Annotated in this window: 15 protein-coding genes and 1 tRNA gene; 4 read left to right on the top strand and 12 right to left on the bottom strand. The window is 39.1% G+C overall.

The features are described 5' to 3' along the window. Positions 1 to 4: 4 nt before the first annotated feature. The 3 genes from prfB to K6V26_RS21135 all read left to right on the top strand — a co-directional run bounded on the left by prfB (position 5) and on the right by K6V26_RS21135 (position 2,607). Positions 5 to 1,130, top strand: a protein-coding gene (gene prfB, locus K6V26_RS21145) for a peptide chain release factor 2 (protein ID WP_224263779.1) whose coding sequence is annotated in 2 segments (ribosomal slippage) — positions 5 to 67 and positions 69 to 1,130 — 1,125 coding nt in all. Because the reading frame shifts where the segments join, the coding sequence is not laid out codon by codon here. A gap of 80 nt (positions 1,131 to 1,210) precedes the next feature. Beyond that, positions 1,211 to 1,284: transfer RNA gene (locus K6V26_RS21140), tRNA-Ile, on the top strand. 156 nt (positions 1,285 to 1,440) lie between these two features. Continuing rightward, the gene (locus K6V26_RS21135; protein WP_224263778.1) at positions 1,441 to 2,607 is read left to right on the top strand and encodes a site-specific integrase; all 1,167 of its coding nucleotides are present in this window, start codon (positions 1,441 to 1,443) and stop codon (positions 2,605 to 2,607) included. 193 nt (positions 2,608 to 2,800) lie between these two features. On the opposite strand, the gene K6V26_RS21130 is transcribed toward K6V26_RS21135, so the two are convergent. After that, entirely contained in the window at positions 2,801 to 3,052 is a 252-nt protein-coding gene (locus tag K6V26_RS21130; RefSeq protein ID WP_224263777.1) for a hypothetical protein, read from the bottom strand. Then, the gene (locus tag K6V26_RS21125; protein ID WP_224263776.1) at positions 3,049 to 3,450 is read right to left on the bottom strand and encodes a hypothetical protein; all 402 of its coding nucleotides are present in this window, start codon (positions 3,448 to 3,450) and stop codon (positions 3,049 to 3,051) included. Before K6V26_RS21125 ends, K6V26_RS21130 begins: the two co-directional genes overlap by 4 nt. Before the next feature lie 269 nt (positions 3,451 to 3,719). On the opposite strand from K6V26_RS21125, the gene K6V26_RS21120 reads away from it, so the two are divergent. Beyond that, the gene (locus K6V26_RS21120; protein ID WP_129697859.1) at positions 3,720 to 4,463 is read left to right on the top strand and encodes a hypothetical protein; all 744 of its coding nucleotides are present in this window, start codon (positions 3,720 to 3,722) and stop codon (positions 4,461 to 4,463) included. A gap of 62 nt (positions 4,464 to 4,525) precedes the next feature. On the opposite strand, the gene K6V26_RS21115 is transcribed toward K6V26_RS21120, so the two are convergent. The 10 genes from K6V26_RS21115 to K6V26_RS21070 all read right to left on the bottom strand — a co-directional run bounded on the left by K6V26_RS21115 (position 4,526) and on the right by K6V26_RS21070 (position 15,503). Next, positions 4,526 to 5,110 carry a hypothetical protein gene (locus tag K6V26_RS21115; protein ID WP_129697860.1) on the bottom strand — a complete coding sequence of 195 codons (585 nt, stop codon included), beginning with the start codon at positions 5,108 to 5,110 and terminating at the stop codon, positions 4,526 to 4,528. Continuing rightward, positions 5,107 to 6,438 carry an AAA family ATPase gene (locus tag K6V26_RS21110; RefSeq protein WP_129697861.1) on the bottom strand — a complete coding sequence of 444 codons (1,332 nt, stop codon included), beginning with the start codon at positions 6,436 to 6,438 and terminating at the stop codon, positions 5,107 to 5,109. Before K6V26_RS21110 ends, K6V26_RS21115 begins: the two co-directional genes overlap by 4 nt. A 73-nt stretch (positions 6,439 to 6,511) precedes the next feature. Further along, on the bottom strand, positions 6,512 to 8,311 hold the full coding sequence (locus K6V26_RS21105) for a hypothetical protein (protein ID WP_224263775.1): 1,800 nt from the start codon (positions 8,309 to 8,311) through the stop codon (positions 6,512 to 6,514). Further along, on the bottom strand, positions 8,308 to 12,054 hold the full coding sequence (locus K6V26_RS21100) for a phage tail tape measure protein (protein ID WP_224263774.1): 3,747 nt from the start codon (positions 12,052 to 12,054) through the stop codon (positions 8,308 to 8,310). Before K6V26_RS21100 ends, K6V26_RS21105 begins: the two co-directional genes overlap by 4 nt. Before the next feature lie 148 nt (positions 12,055 to 12,202). Next, entirely contained in the window at positions 12,203 to 12,724 is a 522-nt protein-coding gene (locus tag K6V26_RS21095; protein ID WP_224263773.1) for a glycoside hydrolase family 108 protein, read from the bottom strand. Next, positions 12,711 to 13,166 carry a hypothetical protein gene (locus K6V26_RS21090; RefSeq protein WP_224263772.1) on the bottom strand — a complete coding sequence of 152 codons (456 nt, stop codon included), beginning with the start codon at positions 13,164 to 13,166 and terminating at the stop codon, positions 12,711 to 12,713. The genes K6V26_RS21095 and K6V26_RS21090 overlap by 14 nt, the downstream gene beginning before the upstream one ends. A gap of 284 nt (positions 13,167 to 13,450) precedes the next feature. Beyond that, complete coding sequence (locus K6V26_RS21085; protein WP_224263771.1) at positions 13,451 to 13,831, bottom strand: hypothetical protein; 381 nt, start codon at positions 13,829 to 13,831, stop codon at positions 13,451 to 13,453. A 217-nt stretch (positions 13,832 to 14,048) separates the two neighbouring features. Beyond that, positions 14,049 to 14,264, bottom strand: a complete 216-nt coding sequence (locus K6V26_RS21080; RefSeq protein ID WP_224263770.1) for a hypothetical protein — start codon at positions 14,262 to 14,264, stop codon at positions 14,049 to 14,051. After that, complete coding sequence (locus K6V26_RS21075) at positions 14,261 to 14,752, bottom strand: hypothetical protein (protein ID WP_224263769.1); 492 nt, start codon at positions 14,750 to 14,752, stop codon at positions 14,261 to 14,263. The genes K6V26_RS21080 and K6V26_RS21075 overlap by 4 nt, the downstream gene beginning before the upstream one ends. 79 nt (positions 14,753 to 14,831) lie before the next feature. Next, positions 14,832 to 15,503, bottom strand: a complete 672-nt coding sequence (locus K6V26_RS21070) for a hypothetical protein (protein ID WP_224263768.1) — start codon at positions 15,501 to 15,503, stop codon at positions 14,832 to 14,834. Positions 15,504 to 15,538: the final 35 nt, after the last annotated feature.

Below are 15,538 nucleotides of genomic sequence, written 5' to 3'. Positions count from 1 at the left end.
GATTATGATAACATCAGACCAACTACAGAATGTGTTGGAGCGCGAGAACGCGCTGAGGGGGTATCTTTGACATAGATGGTAAGACCATCCAGTTGGAAGAAGAAGAACTGCGTACACAGGACCCCGGCTTCTGGGAAGATGCCAAACGGGCAGAGGCTCAGATGAAAAAAGTAAGAGAACTGAAGAAGTGGATCGAACTTTACAACGAGGTAAATGCGGCAGCAGAGGAGTTGCAGTTGGCTTATGAATATGTAAAAGAAGAGATTATCACCGAAGATGAAGTCGATGCGGCTTATGCCAAGGCTTTGGAGTTGGTAGAGAATCTGGAGTTCCGGAATATGCTTCGTGACGAGGCAGACCAGATGAGTTGCGTACTCAAGATCAATTCCGGTGCCGGTGGTACGGAAAGTCAGGACTGGGCTTCCATGCTGATGCGTATGTATTTGCGTTATGCGGAATCCCATAATTATAAAGTATCCATTGCGAACTTGCAGGAAGGTGATGAGGCGGGTATCAAGACTGTCACGATCAATATTGAAGGCGATTATGCTTTCGGGTATCTGAAAAGTGAGAATGGCGTGCATCGCTTGGTTCGTGTTTCTCCCTACAATGCACAGGGAAAACGAATGACATCTTTTGCATCTGTATTCGTTACTCCGCTGGTTGATGATACGATCGAGGTAAAGATTGAAACAGCGGCTATTTCATGGGATACTTTCCGTTCAGGCGGTGCTGGTGGACAGAATGTGAACAAGGTGGAATCAGGGGTACGCTTGCGTTACCAATTCAAAGATCCTTACACAGGTGAGGAGGAAGAGATCCTGATTGAAAACACTGAAACGCGCGACCAGCCGAAGAACCGTGAAAATGCGATGCGCCAGTTGCGTTCTATCCTGTACGATAAGGAATTGAAACATCGTTTGGCAGAACAGGCAAAGATCGAAGCCGATAAGAAGAAAATTGAGTGGGGATCACAGATCCGCAGTTATGTTTTCGATGACCGTCGCGTCAAAGACCATCGTACAAACTACCAGACTTCCGACGTAAATGGTGTCATGGACGGTAAGATCGATGAATTTATCAAGGCTTACCTGATGGAATTTGGCGGTGAGGAAGCAGCTGAAAAGTAAAGTTTTTACAAGAATACTTGCAGAATCCGATTAAAAGTCGTAATATTGCACCCGATTTCAGAGCAAGCTTCTGAAACACCGGTCCTATAGCTCAGTTGGTTAGAGCACCTGACTCATAATCAGGGAGTCCTTGGTTCAAGCCCAAGTGGGACCACGATTTAACATAAGTTTACAAAAGGAGATCACCTATAACAGGTGGTCTCCTTTTGTATTTTACAGATACTCAGTCTGTTATGCTGCTCGGTTGAATAATAGTTTTAAGTTCGGTAAAGCCGAAATGTAGGTAATTAACGTAAATGTAGAGAAGAGAATGGCGACGTATCGAGTTTATCAGAAGAAAGAAAACGGTAAGGGGGATGCCCCTATTTACATCAGTTTTTATCTTAATCGGGAAAAAATTGAAGTAGGAACGAAAATTAGTGTTCCTCCAAAACAATTTGATCCGGTCAAGGGGATTGTAAAATCTACCTTTGAATATTCGAAAGATAAGAACCTGATTATATCGGATATCAAGGCGATGATCAATGATATCTTAGTGCGGTACCGGCTTGCAAAAAAAGAATTGACCCGCGACCTGTTTATAAAAGAATTTAGAAATCCTGAGCAAAGCCAGGATTTTTTTGCTTTTTGTAGGGAGTACCAAAAGGTGCGGTTTCAAGAGATAAAAGGATCTACTCAAGACAAGCATAATTCATGCCTGGAAAACCTGAGATCCTTTAAAGAAGAGATACCTTTTTCGGAATTAGATGAAATGTTCCTACGTAAATATATTCTGTATTTGCGGAAGCAGAGGGGGCAAAAGGAGATTACGATCAATAAAAATATATCAGTAATAAAGTCCTATCTGGCTGCTGCAAAAAAGAAAGGCCTTATAGATGTTAATCCGGCAAAAGGATTAAAGCTGTGCGAATGTGAAGACACAACAGCTCCTTGTATTACGGAAGCGGAGCTGGCTGTTCTTGTACAGCTTTATAAAAGTCATTTCTTTAAAAAGGATATAACGCACGATTCTCTTGAGTTTTTCCTATTTATGTGCTTCAGTAGCCTGCATATTGGAGACGCTCGCGCATTGAATATTGAACAGATTGGAGAGAATGACTTTTGGTATATCCGGATAAAGATGGAAGGCCGACGTCCTAGAGTGGTGAGAGTGCCTATTTCGGAACCGCTTCGAAAAATAATCAACCGGCATTTGAATGGACGGAAGGAAGGTCCTCTTTGGGAAGGACTGATTACCGATCAGGAAATAAACAAACAGCTGAAGTATATTGCAAGGGTTGCCGGCATAAAGAGTAAGTTGTCTGCCAAATTCGGCCGTCATACATTTGCGACAATTTTCCTTAGTAAATCGAAAGACCTGAATGCTCTGAAAGAAATAATGGGGCATAAAAATATCAAGCAAACTCTAGTGTATGCACATGTCCTGGATCAGGACAAACAGGACGGGGTTTCGGCATTCAATAATTTCCAACTTTGATGAAATAGTTTGAGGGGAGTTTGAAATACTCGAAAAAAGTGTAACCCTGTAACCTTTGTAACCATTGATTCATTATGCTGTTTTTTAGGTTATTACTGGTTACTGTTTTTTTCATGCAAAATGTATCTATCTTTGAAAATATTGTAACCGGGCACTAAAAAGCCCCATCCTGACGGGGGATGGGGCTTTCTTCTTATTCAGTGATGGCCTTACTTTCTGGTGATCTTTTCTTCATTAGCCAGACTGGTTTATCATCAATAAAGCCTAATCTATATTTGTTACTGATCATCATGGCTGATACATCATCAACATGTAAAGTGATAATGTCTTCAAGATCCTGAATGATCTCTGTACTACTTTTCCGGTATGTTGCATCCTGCTCAGTTGCAGGTTCAAATTCTCCCAGATATCTGCTGAGTATAATAGTTGTAAGTTCGTCGTTCATGCTACTCCTCCTTTCATAACAACCATTTTGCACGGTCGCTTTTTAATACTTTTAGCTAGCAGTTCGCAGTATTCAGCTTGTAATTTGACAAACTTCTCCATATCGACATAAGCTCTGCCATTGGCGAACAGAATATCGCTAGCCTGTTTTTCTTGTATGGCAAGTAAAACACTGATGCCGTCTGGCAAAAGAAAAGAGAACATTGCATTTTGATCATTTCGTTCCTGGGTACAGAGTACCTGATCATAATTGTTGAAAACTGCCTGTAATAAATTACTGACTGATGCCGGTATCTTGGATGTTGATACCATGCCCTGGCGGGCGAGATTGTTTGACTTCATAATGTTGTACAGTTTAGCATAATAGGCAGGTTTCTTAAAAGCAAGAGCGGCTGCCATCTCCCTAAGCTGCTAAACTGTACAACATCATCACCCGAAGATGAAAAAATTGCTGGGAAAGACAACCGCCTTTACTATATAAATGGGCATAAAAAAAGCCCAACTATGTCGTGAGCATTATCCGTTACTCTTCGGTGCGATGAGATCGCCGTACAGTTTAGCGATGCAAACATACGGAATGTTTTTGGATTGGCAAGTATCCTGCGTTGTTTTTATTATATTTGTGTTTTTCAAACAGAAAGAAGGTTAAACTTATAATTGTAGGTCTTATGGAAGAAGAGAAAGAAACATTTAGTGACCGCTTATGCTCGTCAAACTTTTCGCAAAATTTGCTTAAGGCATATCGTCCTGTATTGTTAAAGCGTCTAAAATTGGTTAAAGAGGGGCATAGAGACTATATTTCTTTATTGACTGAAAAAGAAAATAAAGTACGATTGATATCAGAACAATTTGCCAATTTGAGAACAGTGGTTGGAGATATAGAGAAAGTTTTTATATTTCTTCGTTATCAAGGTTCTTTGCCTTTAAAGGGGTTGTATCCATTGTTGGAAGAGGAGAAGATGTATTATGCATATCATCTTGAGAACTATTTGATTAGGGTTTGTATGCTTCCTGATGTATTAGTAGCAATTGGTAATTGTGTGAATTCTTGGGGACTGCCACTCCTCTCTTATGGAACAACTCTACTTGATCCGAAAAAAAATAAAAAAGTTGAGCAGGGAGCAATTGACTTGATCAAAAAACTAATAGACAGAATCAAAGATGTGAAAGACTTGAGGAATCAAAAGCTTCATATCGGAAAAGTCGATGTTTCGTGCTTGATTGATATTGTATGGTGGGGTGATATTAATATACCAGGGCTGGAAAGAAATGAACTATTGGAAGAGTTTGCTGAAGATGAAAAAAATAGGCAACTTGAAGATTTGGAGCAAGAAGTGTTTGAGGTAATTGATATTGTGAATGACTTTTTAGACCTCATGGCTGAAAAAGTGAATGATTTAGTAGAACAGTAATGTTTAGTAAACATATAAGAATGATAGAAAGAGTGTGCTTGATGTCCGACGCACACTCTTTGTTAAAATTCTTTTATACCATCAAAATATAGACCAAATCCATTTTCTTTAGCAAATAAAGCTTGCATATTCATTTCTTCAGAGGATTTACGCGGATAACGTTTTGATAGGCAAATGTGTCCTTCTACAGTTACTTTTTCTGCAAAATCAATACCTTTTATTTTAATTTTGTTTTCAATAAGTTTGTAGGTGCTAATTATTTGATTTTGTGCGTGATTTATAATTGCCTCTTTTGATTCCTCTGATTTTCCTTCAGAATCGGTTTTAAATTCAACTAAACAGAAAACATTCTCATCAAATATAGCACAATCACATTTTTGCATTTGGCTTTTTGTGATAAATTTTCCATCAATGCTCCAAAATACAATTTCTTTTTTAGTGTTGTTCTTAATAGTAAAATATTCTTGATTAGGTAGTAACTCAGTAGGAATCTCTATTGAACATATAGAACACTTAAGAGATTTATCGTCAAATGCATAAAACTCTTCATCAGAAAGAATGGTTAAGCAATCTTCAACTTTAACAGCATATCCTTCAAAAGACGATAGGAGTCGCAATTGTGTGATAGATGTGGGATATGTACTCATTTTTTTTCTCTAAGTTTAGATAAATATAGTTGATATATTTGATTAAACTCTTTAGAAATTTCATCAGAGACAGAGTCAAGATAATTTTGAGCTATCATACCTGTTTTTTTCTCAAGTATAGAACGGCAATAAATTGTATTACTTTTGGATAAAGCATATGCTCTAAAGTCTTTGGAATCAATCCAAGAGTATTGGTTAATTTCCTTTTGAACAGCTTCTTGTAATTCAGGGAAATTATTAACTACTTGTTGTGCGAATAATAAATTGTTAATTGAAGATAGAATGTAAGGACTATGGGTAGTTATCACTAATGAATTATTTATTTTATTTTTGACCATTGCAGATAATAGTTCCACTAATTTTTTTTGTGCAAGTGGAAAAAGATGGGATTCAGGTTCTTCTACTATCCTAAAAGCATTTACATTATGTCGAACAACCCAAACAATATCTTGTAATACTCGAATAACTTCTTGTTGACCAGAAGAGGCGTTTCTTAAGTATACGTAGTTGTTTCCTCTTTGTCCCCAGCTGATTCGCTCTTGATTGTATTGAAGGGAATAATTACCTTTTAAAATATCAGACATACCTCGTATAATCCATTTTGTAAATGATGTATCGTGCTTTAGAGTATGCTCGTTTGAGAAACAATCTTTTAGTAGGGCAATACGGTCAAGGAACTTTCTTAATAGAAGTTCTTCAATAGATTGATTTCTTATTTTAGAATTGTGTAATAAGCTATTATCTAATTCACGAGAAAATACGCGTTCAAACAAGTGTCCAAAGCTAACAGTTGAACTCCGGTCTGCAACAACATAAAAAAGGTCTTCTTCTAATACATTAAAACAGTCATTAGATAATTCAGATATTTCTGCTGTAAATTCAGCAGAAGTAAATAGATTCATAGATTTGTCTAATATGTCATAATGTTTTTTTCTTATATTTCTTAATCGTCTTTTAAATGCTTGATTAAAAAAATCAGGACTTAATGAAATCGTTATATGAGGTCTTTCCCATTTAATAGAAACATATTGACTTTCTGTATAATAGAAAGTTATATTGTAATTTTCTGAAAATGTAGGTATTCCAAAATAATTTATAAATTTTGCCCGTGTTGGAATTAAAAAATTGTTCTTTGAAGAAAACGCTTTTTTTTGAGGCATTAATATTATGTTTTGTATAAAATCTTCTCTTAATGACTTGAAAAAATAAATAAGCTTCGCAACAGTACTTTTGCCCGATGCTTGCTCTCCTATCAAAAGAAGATATTTCGGAATCTCAATAGTCGCATCTTTGATAGGACCAAAATTGTGTATTTCAATGCGTTGCATATTTTATATGTGTTTGTTTTTTTACAAAAATAGGTAGAAGTATTGATTTACACAAGTGTAAACTGATTTGTATTTACTGCATGGCGTACAATGTTGCCTGATATTCCGGATCAAAGCCGTCAGGTGTAATTTTGAACTGCAAAGATTTACAAATAAACTTTTTACCGTTTACTATAAAAATATCCAATGGGGAAGGAATTGTGGTCGTCAATATGGCATGTACTGTATATTCTTGCTCCGGATCAAATATATCCTGTGCATATATCGTCGGGTAGAGCCCGTTCTTATCGTTAAATGCCAGTGTAGCCTTCGTTTCATCAATCAGGAAATACTTCTTTGTCACCCAGGGTGCATAGTAATGAGTTGTAGAAAAAGGAAAATCTAAAAATTCCGGAAATCCGTCGGGATCACCTTCAAAGGTGTTGTTTTCAATTCTTCTTATGCCAGTCCAGAAAGCCACCTGGATTTTATCGACTTCTTTCTCTTCTCCTTTCTTCCCGTCGATACGTTCTGCAACAGTGATATTTTCTTCTTCACTTATATAGGTATCTGTCTCCGGAATGGTAATATAACCGTTATATGTCAATAGTTCCCCGAACGGGTAAACGCAGGCAATTACATATTGTGAACAGATGTTTGCCGGAATAATACCGATTTCAATATCTTTCTTTGCATCTTTTTTCTTCAACCGTTTGAATGTGTTGACGCGGCGTAAACGGGTTTTCAGTGTTTCCTCCGTTGTCTGATCTGTCTTTTCTACGATAAATTCGGCTCCAGTTTCTTTATCCCGGTATAGGTTTTGCAGGTGTTCCTCTTTGGCTGGTGTAGTGATGGCGTTGAGTTCAGCTATATTTTTGACTTCAACGACCGGTACAACTTCAAGGATCTCCGGATCGATATCCTCGTATTTATAATAATCGTCGTCCGGAAGATCGTAGCGTATATTTGAGTTTGTATGACTTTCCGGTTGTTCATCAGCTGTAAGGAATTTGCGTTCAAATTGCTCTTCCACTATATCCGGAGAAAATAAATTTGCTTGACTGGTATAGTACTGGTGCATAAAGAGGATATCGACCTGCTTATCTTCTTTTGAGATAACAAAAACGATGTTGAACAATTCTTCTACCTCTGTCAAAAATTCAGTTACTTTTTTATCACCGATCAATTCTTCCCATTTAGCCGGCTTCTTTCCATGTACGATGAAAAGCCTTTTATATTCAGTCTCCAGGAGTGCATTAGTCCCAATAGTATAACCGAGTGCCTTAACGATACTTTCTATGTAGAATAAGAGGTATGGCATAGGACGTATTTCTTTTGGGGCTAACATTGCCGGCAATCCAATCTCCGGGGCACCGTTTGGTAAGTCGTTATATTTTATTTTATAACCTTTTAGGCTGTTGAGAGCAACGGCATGATTGTCGGAAACAGCTTTCACCGGTGCACAAATATAATCAGATTCCGGATATCCTTTGCTGAAGGTTGCCAGGGCTTCATCTTCGCTCGGATACGGAACTGCTCCCAGGTCTAAGGTTGAGATTTTTTCGTCACTACCGATCAGGTAGTTTAATTCGCTGTTTCCAGACGCCAGCTGGATGGATGCGGATAGTTCGTTCACCTCCAGTACAATTTCAGTACCATTCAGAATTGTGCGGCCGTCAACGATAAGACGAGCAGATCTATTCTTAAATGATGAACTGGACGTGAACCTGTTTAGGTGCTTATACAGTCGTGCATTTACTGGTATATCCAAGTTTATTGATATATCCAGAGTAAAAGATCCTCCTTTAGTAAAAAAAGCGTTCTCTTTGATTAAATCGAATGTGAAATCTTCCGGGAGCGCGACTTCTTGATTTTCTATGTATAGCTGTGTCATGACTTTTTAGTATATCGAGTTACGTTTTTCAACAATTTGTCGAATTTATCACGAGCTGTTTTCGTACCACCATCACCGGTTACATAGGTACGGGCAAGGGTTCCTTCTTGCATTTGTTTCTTGAGATCTTTGATAGTGGAAGATAACAGGAATAAAGCCTCTGTGATGTATGGATCTGGTTCAGTTGGCGTATTCTGGTAAACAGGATTTGTGCCCGGATTCGTTACAGACAAGCCTCCGAGTGCCCGGATGATGTCTGTTTCATTGATTGTGGCGATTGTGTTGTTCTTTTGAGCAACATCAATCATTTTGAAAACTTTGTTTACTGCTTTATTCCGGACGGCGAAACGATTGCCGACGAACTCTTCAGAATGCACAATACCTTTCGGTTCGTCCCAGGGGCCCTGATCAGTGTAACCTCCAGTCCAGAGATTTTTTATTTGTTGGCGTTGTTTGTTGGCCAATGCCAGCTGGGCGACACCGGTAGCACCAACCAAAACGGACAGGGGAATAGCTGCAGGAAATCCCGGCTTTACCCAAAGTTGCATAATTGCCGCGGACGTGGTCGCAATGATCTGAGCGGCTGTGATGGCGAAGTCGATATCTGCATATTTCTTTTTGACTGCTTTCTTTTCTTCTTCCATCTGTTCCTCCAGGGCGGCAGTCTTTTTCGCATTTCCTTTGGCCGCTTTCAGTTGAGCGGCATATTTGTTTTCGATGGCCAGTTCTTCACTTTGGCTTAGTTTACTAACTAGCTGACTTGCCTGACTTGCGATCTGGGCAACCTGATTGGCATAATTTATTTGTTTAGAAAGCATTGTTTCAAGATGTTCTTCTTGTAATTCGCGTTCTTGCTCCTGATACTCTTTTTGAGTGATTAGTCCTTTCTCGTATTGATCCAACAATGCCGCTTGCTTATATTCATAGGACTTCTTGGTACGCTCGATCAGGCGTTCGACTTCCGGGTCTTCCTTTTCTTCTTCAACTTTAATGTCACCTATGTAATCGGTAAAATTAAGTTTCTTACCGTACTTTTTGAGGAAGGCAATACGTTTGTTCATGAGCTTTTCTTCTTCTGCATCCGACTTCTGGCCGTGCTCCTTCATGAGACGGATCCGGTTATCCAGGGAAGCCATTTCAATCATTTCGATGTGCTTGTTATATAGGGCTTCGTTCTTGATCTCCTGATTGTAATATTTGGCCTTTTCCGCATTTTTGACCACGGCAAAAGTTTGATCACTATCCTTTAAGGCTTTCTCCAGGGCCTTCTTTTGTTTGGCTTCCTCTTTATCTTGTTTTGCTTGGGTTCCTTTTAAATTACCAAGAGATTTCAGACGGGCTATTTCTGCGTCGATCACTTCTATTTTACGGTTTTTGGCTGCAATTTCAGCTTCAGTGGTTTCAGGCATTTTCTCTGCTTCTTCGCGGAGATCCTTCTGTATCTGAAGCAGGGATTTTTTCTTTTCCTCTTCACCACTTCCGCCACCGGATCCACCGGTACCGGAACTTTCAGAATGGGCAGGGGGTGTCATGAAGGTGAACTTCTGATCAAGTTCTACCATATCCTGTTTATAATCATCGGAAAGCCGTTTGATGCGCATGAGATCCCGGTATGCAGAAGATGTCAAAACATTTCCGTATCTACCCTTTAATTCATCAAACATTTCATAGGCAGTTTTCCCTCCTGCCTGCATCATGGCTTTTAGATCGGATACATAGATATTTGCAATATCTTCGGACGATTGTCCGGCTACCTGTTTCCGAATATAGTCGTATTTATCAGCTACATTGTCAATATAGTTTTCGGTGATAGAGGATCCTGCATTTGTTTTCATCTTCATTGCAATTTGCGTTTCCAGGGAAGAATTGACCTGCTTTAAAGCGGTATCGATATCCTCCCAGTTACTTTTCTCTGTAAGCTGATTGGTCAGGTATTGGCCGTACTTTTCGTTAATGGTTTGGATCAGCTTCCGGCGAGTGTCGGTACCTTCGTTGGCTTTCTTCAGTGCGTCGAATAGGAAACCGGCTTCAAGTTGTTCCTGAGCAAGTTCTTTTCTAAATTCCCGGCTTGCTTTTTCTGCTTCTGATGTTTGTGTTACATACTTGTAAAGATATATGGTGGCAGCTGCAATGGCAGTACCAACAGCTACCCAGGGGTTTGAAGCAAGCAATAAGTATAGCTTTCTTACGGAAGTGATCACTTTGCCTGTCCATAGAGCTTTTGCTTTGTCTGCAATGACGGAAGAATTGACAGCAATGGTATATACAGCGATGGCACCGGCACACAAACCTATTTCTGAACTGTTCTTGCTGATCCATGAAATTAGGTTCACTAGCTTTTTCGTCCAGGAAGTAGTTAAATTCATGGCTGAAAGAATTGCAGGATTCAGCTGATCAATCAACTCGATTCCGAGTTCTGTAAGTTTATTCTTTGCTTGGTCACGTTTTGCAGCTGCAGTCTCGCTTTTAGTTACTGCCTGTTCAATGGCAACGGTTGTTCCGGTAACAGCTTTGGTATAGTATTCTACTTTCTCAGCTTCGTTGATCAGGACGGAAGCAACGTTATATCCTTCTTCTCCGAATTTTGCTTTGATATCGGCAGCTGTCATTTGTTGTTTACTCAAATTCTCCAGAGCCTGGGTTAAGCCAACTACTTTTGGATTCGTTGTATCTGATCCGGTTTGTAAGGTCAGGAAGAACTTTTTTAACCCGGTACCAGCAATTTCGTCTTTGATACCCTTTTCTCCTAGTGTTTCGATAGTACCGATCAGCTGCTCGATGGGTATTTTTGCTGAAGCTGCAGCGACACCGGAAGTTTTGATTGCTTTTGTCTGACTTTCGACTGCAGCGGATCCGTATTTACTACCGGCTGCTAGTGCATTGGTGTAGCGGGCTGCCTGATCAGCGCCGTCGCCATATTGGTTCAGTGCCAAAGTGGTTGCGTCTACTGCATCGACCAGGCGCATGCCGGAAGCAGAAGCAAGAATCAATGTTTGTTTTGTGACTTCGGCCAATGCTTCTTTGTTACCGAGTAGTTCTGGTTTTGCCGATCCTACCAGTTTGTAGGCTTCGAGGATTTCAGTTGATGATTGCCGGATCCGGATACCTTCTTCTGTGACTGTTGTGGATAGTTTTTGAGCTTGTCCTTTTAACCAAGCAATACTATCATCATCCAGGCCAGTTAACGCCTTCAGGTCTGCAGCAGATTCTTCCAGGGCGTCGCGTTCCTGGCGAAATTTACTGAAGGCAAGAGTAATGCCGGTGAGAACGGCAATGACAGTTCCTATCATACCGGCATACTTTCCGATTAAATTGTTAGCTTTCGTCCAACGGGATTCACCGACCTGTAATTCAGCATTTACCTGGCTAAGTTCTTTTTTGCACCGGCGGATCTGATCATTGAGAAACTTCCAGTCCTGGGAACCTCGCTTTATTTTAGGATCCGATAGTTGTCTGGTTAATTCTCGGATGGTAGCATTTAGTTCTTTAGGCTTGGCCGTCGATAAGTTATTCAGGATTCTGTTGACTTCGATAGCCTCTTTTTGTAGAGCTTTACGGTTTGCTAAGAGTTGGTTTTTCTGATCCTTGAGAGATTTAACGAGTTGAGCATCGCCGGTCTTTCTTGCTTCCCGGATCTGTTTGTCAACGCTTTTTACCTTTTCTTCGATTAGGGTTAATTCTTGTTTCGCCCGTTCACCGTCGATAATTAATTCGGTGGTTGCTGTTTGTTGAATAGGCTGCATAAATTATTGTTTTTGGCGAAAATAGAGGGTAGTCGTGTAGGGTAAAAAGACAAGGGAGAGGCTAAAACCTCTCCCTCCGCGTTAAGGATAGAAATGTAAATCCGGGAACCGATTGTAATGTATAGCCTGCCGGGAACGCCGGAACGCCCTATCCTAAATATTTGAAATCGTTGATTCGATTAATCCAACCCTGAAGGAATACTTTTTGTGATGGATCCTGCTTGCATAGATCTTCACAGAACTTGATACGTTCTTCTTTCAGACGTAAGAAAAATGCTTTCGGGTTAACCTGGTTAATTGTGGCTAACGTTACCGGCCCAACCTTGCCATCAGCTGTAACATTGAGTAAGCGCTGTGGGATAATGACACCCCATTTACCGGAAGCCCAAACCCAGTCTACAAGGATATTTGCAATCGACTGATCCCGGATCTGGTCTGCTTTCCAACGATTCCAGTAGTTTTTCCGGAGCACTTCAACTACGTCGTTACGGGTGATTAGTCGCAGGTCATCAGCGTCAATGTCCCCGTCGCCGTCTTTGTCGTAGCCGCAGGACTTCCAGGTCGAGAGTGTTATACCCATGTTTGTTTTGCCGCCTTTATCAGCTTTGTGGTCAGCCCAACCACCTTCCCATTTGAAGATGATCGGGACGAGTACTTCAATTTTTGCCATTGTTGTTTTTTTGTTTTAGAAAGGTATCTATGAAGGATACATTTTTAATAAATTCGATACTTATTACATAATGAATGAATGCGATCCATTGACTTTCAGTGAAAAGTCTTTTTAAATTACCCGTAACATTGACAGAGAAGAAATAGAGTAAAGCGTAAGTAATCATTGAGATTGATTGTAATGCTCCATTTTGGTTATTCATATGATCACCGATAAAAAAGGTACAGGAAATCAAAACGTAGAATACTGTTGCTTCGATAACACAATTAAATGCTTTCTTGAATGAGAAGTCTTCATTGTCAACTCTTTTACTTGTCAGGTAACCGACAATAAAACGAAGAATAAAAATAACAGTAGCGGATAATACCATCCCGTAAATAGGAGAAAAATAGGCTGCGAGTGCAGCTAATGTTGTAATGATGAGAGTTTTTAAATCTTCCATTGTATAAGGGGTTTAAATTTGAGACAAAGGAAGAATTATAGAGCCTGATCCAAAAAGACAAAAAAGGGCGTCCGGATATCACTACCCAGACGCCCTAACTTTACCTATGAATAGGTTTACGTTTTTGATGCCACAAACATACGACTAATTTCGATCCCTTGTCTTCGGGATCGTATGTTGTTCAACATTTAGTACTGAAAGTTAAAAATGGATATTTAAGCGCTATCCAATTAATACTTAAATGCTCCAAGGAATTTAAGGTAATTAAAAGTCTTCTATAATTGCTAAGGGTAAAACCCGAACATATTTTTAACAATTCGTACTGCTACGCGAATTTGATCCGCAGCAGCTTGGTCACCTTGTGCTCTAAAATTAGCTTCATCCTCTTGTGCTTCATCTACTAATTGTTGCCCATAATGATTAGGAACTCCCCCTGGTTGATTATGTATTGGATGTGCATTTTGAGCTGTTATTGATCCTGCGTCAATTAGAATTTGGCGTGCATTATTATAGACTCCTTGATTTATTTGCCTTTGAATAACATTGATCATTTTTGCCTGAATAATGGCATTTAGTCTGTTATCTACAAAACTAAACTTCGATCTTTCCTGTTTAGGTTGAATTAAACCCGCTTGTAAAACCTTATGTTGCTTATCTGCTTTCATAACTATTATTTAGGGAGGAAAGATACCAAAGTAACAGAAAGCTACCAAACTTAATTTGTAGATAATATAAATAGTACGATGAACAACAGAATATAGAGTGTGAATGTAAAAGAGCGTCTGGTTAGTGACATCCGTAACGTTCACATTTTTTCAAATTTTAATAAAAAAGAAAGCCAGCAAGGACATCTTTGCTGGCTCAACTCTTTTGCGTTTTGAACTATTCCAGTTTGGCAATCTCCAGTTCCAATTGGTTGATCTGATCCCGGATAGATTGTCGTTCTTGATGTATGGCATTAAGATCATATTCACATTTTAGCCCCAAAGCTGTATATTCTGTTGCTTTGATAATCTTATAATCAGAGGCTTGTAAGGATTCTATAAGCTCCTGTCTATCTCGATTGAGATAGTATCGTTTTTCTGTATTTTTATTCATAGTATTCTTAAACTAAACGTTATAGCTCTTGTCATTTTATTGATTATATAAGCCTGAGCCTGCTCGCCACTTTTGACTCCAATGGATACTTTTCCTTCTTTTTCAAATACATCAGAAAAGATATTATCTCCTGAAATTAGTACGCCACCTTGATAATGATTAGTCCTATATAAAGCGCTAAGTCCATCACTGACTGCTGAAATATAGTATAGGCCATAAAAACCAGATCCCTTGGGTATTTTGTATTCACCACCAGCTTCAATTCTTACATTATAGATCATTCTATTCAAAATAACTGACTCCTTAGCCATTAATCCATTAGACGAATCAGTTGCTACAGGTTGTTTATTCGTAAATAATTCAATAAACCTTGCTATTGTCATATTCTCCGAAGGGGCTCCTGTTGTCGGATTAACTAGCGTCACTAACCAGTTATCCGGTAGGGAGTCTGATTTTATATTTAGTTCATTTAAAGCTTTATCTGCCATATTACTTTACTATGTTGTGGGATTTCTCCCTGTTAATTAATTTGATAAAGAAAAGGTCATGGCAGATATAGATAATCAATTAGGCTTTCAAATTGGCAACTTGCTTCTGTAGTTCGAGGATAGCTTCACCCATCTTTTGGATATTGTACTCGTAGTGTTCGACAGTTTGCATTGTCGGTGTCGGTAGTCCATTTTCTTGCAATGTCATCGGGATATCGGCTGATACCGGGACTTCTTCGATAATTGTCTCAGTCAAGTCATTCGGTGTAAGACTGAAAGCGTTAAGAGTAGAAACACCTGCAATCTTTTTGAATGTGAAATTTTGAACTATATCTCCAACCGGTATTCTTGTCCGATCTGTCGCCGCGAAATATATCCCGTCATTAGCAAAAAGGTACATAAAATAAATCGAAGGCTCATTTTGATAACGAGTACTGACTATATCAAACGATTCTTTTTTATATTTGACACCATAGCCTATGTAAGCGAAGCTAGAATTCATTTGAACCCCTATGTGCATTATATCTAATTTATCTTTTATCATTACTTCCCCGCTGGCTGCAAATCCGAATTCTAATGTAGATTTAATCGTTCCACCTGAGGTCGAAAGGAAAGGTAATAATTCTATGAATCTCGCTATCGTCATATTCTCTCCTGGTTCTCCGGTTTTAGGATTAACCAATGTCACAAACCAATCATTTGGTAAACTATCTGATTTTACACCTAATTTATTTAATTCTATATCTGTCATATGTTTGTTAATTAATTAACCGGGGCGGTCCCGCC

The organism is Parabacteroides goldsteinii (assembly GCF_020091425.1).
Lineage (GTDB): Bacteria > Bacteroidota > Bacteroidia > Bacteroidales > Tannerellaceae > Parabacteroides > Parabacteroides goldsteinii.
This window is presented reverse-complemented; position numbering and strand designations above follow the sequence as displayed.

Coding starts and splice junctions, on each gene's coding strand:
- K6V26_RS21135 (WP_224263778.1), top strand. CDS start 1,441: ATGGCGACGTATCGAGTTTATCAGAAGAAAGAAAACGGTAAGGGGGAT.
- K6V26_RS21130 (WP_224263777.1), bottom strand. CDS start 3,052: ATGAACGACGAACTTACAACTATTATACTCAGCAGATATCTGGGAGAA.
- K6V26_RS21125 (WP_224263776.1), bottom strand. CDS start 3,450: ATGGCAGCCGCTCTTGCTTTTAAGAAACCTGCCTATTATGCTAAACTG.
- K6V26_RS21120 (WP_129697859.1), top strand. CDS start 3,720: ATGGAAGAAGAGAAAGAAACATTTAGTGACCGCTTATGCTCGTCAAAC.
- K6V26_RS21115 (WP_129697860.1), bottom strand. CDS start 5,110: ATGAGTACATATCCCACATCTATCACACAATTGCGACTCCTATCGTCT.
- K6V26_RS21110 (WP_129697861.1), bottom strand. CDS start 6,438: ATGCAACGCATTGAAATACACAATTTTGGTCCTATCAAAGATGCGACT.
- K6V26_RS21105 (WP_224263775.1), bottom strand. CDS start 8,311: ATGACACAGCTATACATAGAAAATCAAGAAGTCGCGCTCCCGGAAGAT.
- K6V26_RS21100 (WP_224263774.1), bottom strand. CDS start 12,054: ATGCAGCCTATTCAACAAACAGCAACCACCGAATTAATTATCGACGGT.
- K6V26_RS21095 (WP_224263773.1), bottom strand. CDS start 12,724: ATGGCAAAAATTGAAGTACTCGTCCCGATCATCTTCAAATGGGAAGGT.
- K6V26_RS21090 (WP_224263772.1), bottom strand. CDS start 13,166: ATGGAAGATTTAAAAACTCTCATCATTACAACATTAGCTGCACTCGCA.
- K6V26_RS21085 (WP_224263771.1), bottom strand. CDS start 13,831: ATGAAAGCAGATAAGCAACATAAGGTTTTACAAGCGGGTTTAATTCAA.
- K6V26_RS21080 (WP_224263770.1), bottom strand. CDS start 14,264: ATGAATAAAAATACAGAAAAACGATACTATCTCAATCGAGATAGACAG.
- K6V26_RS21075 (WP_224263769.1), bottom strand. CDS start 14,752: ATGGCAGATAAAGCTTTAAATGAACTAAATATAAAATCAGACTCCCTA.
- K6V26_RS21070 (WP_224263768.1), bottom strand. CDS start 15,503: ATGACAGATATAGAATTAAATAAATTAGGTGTAAAATCAGATAGTTTA.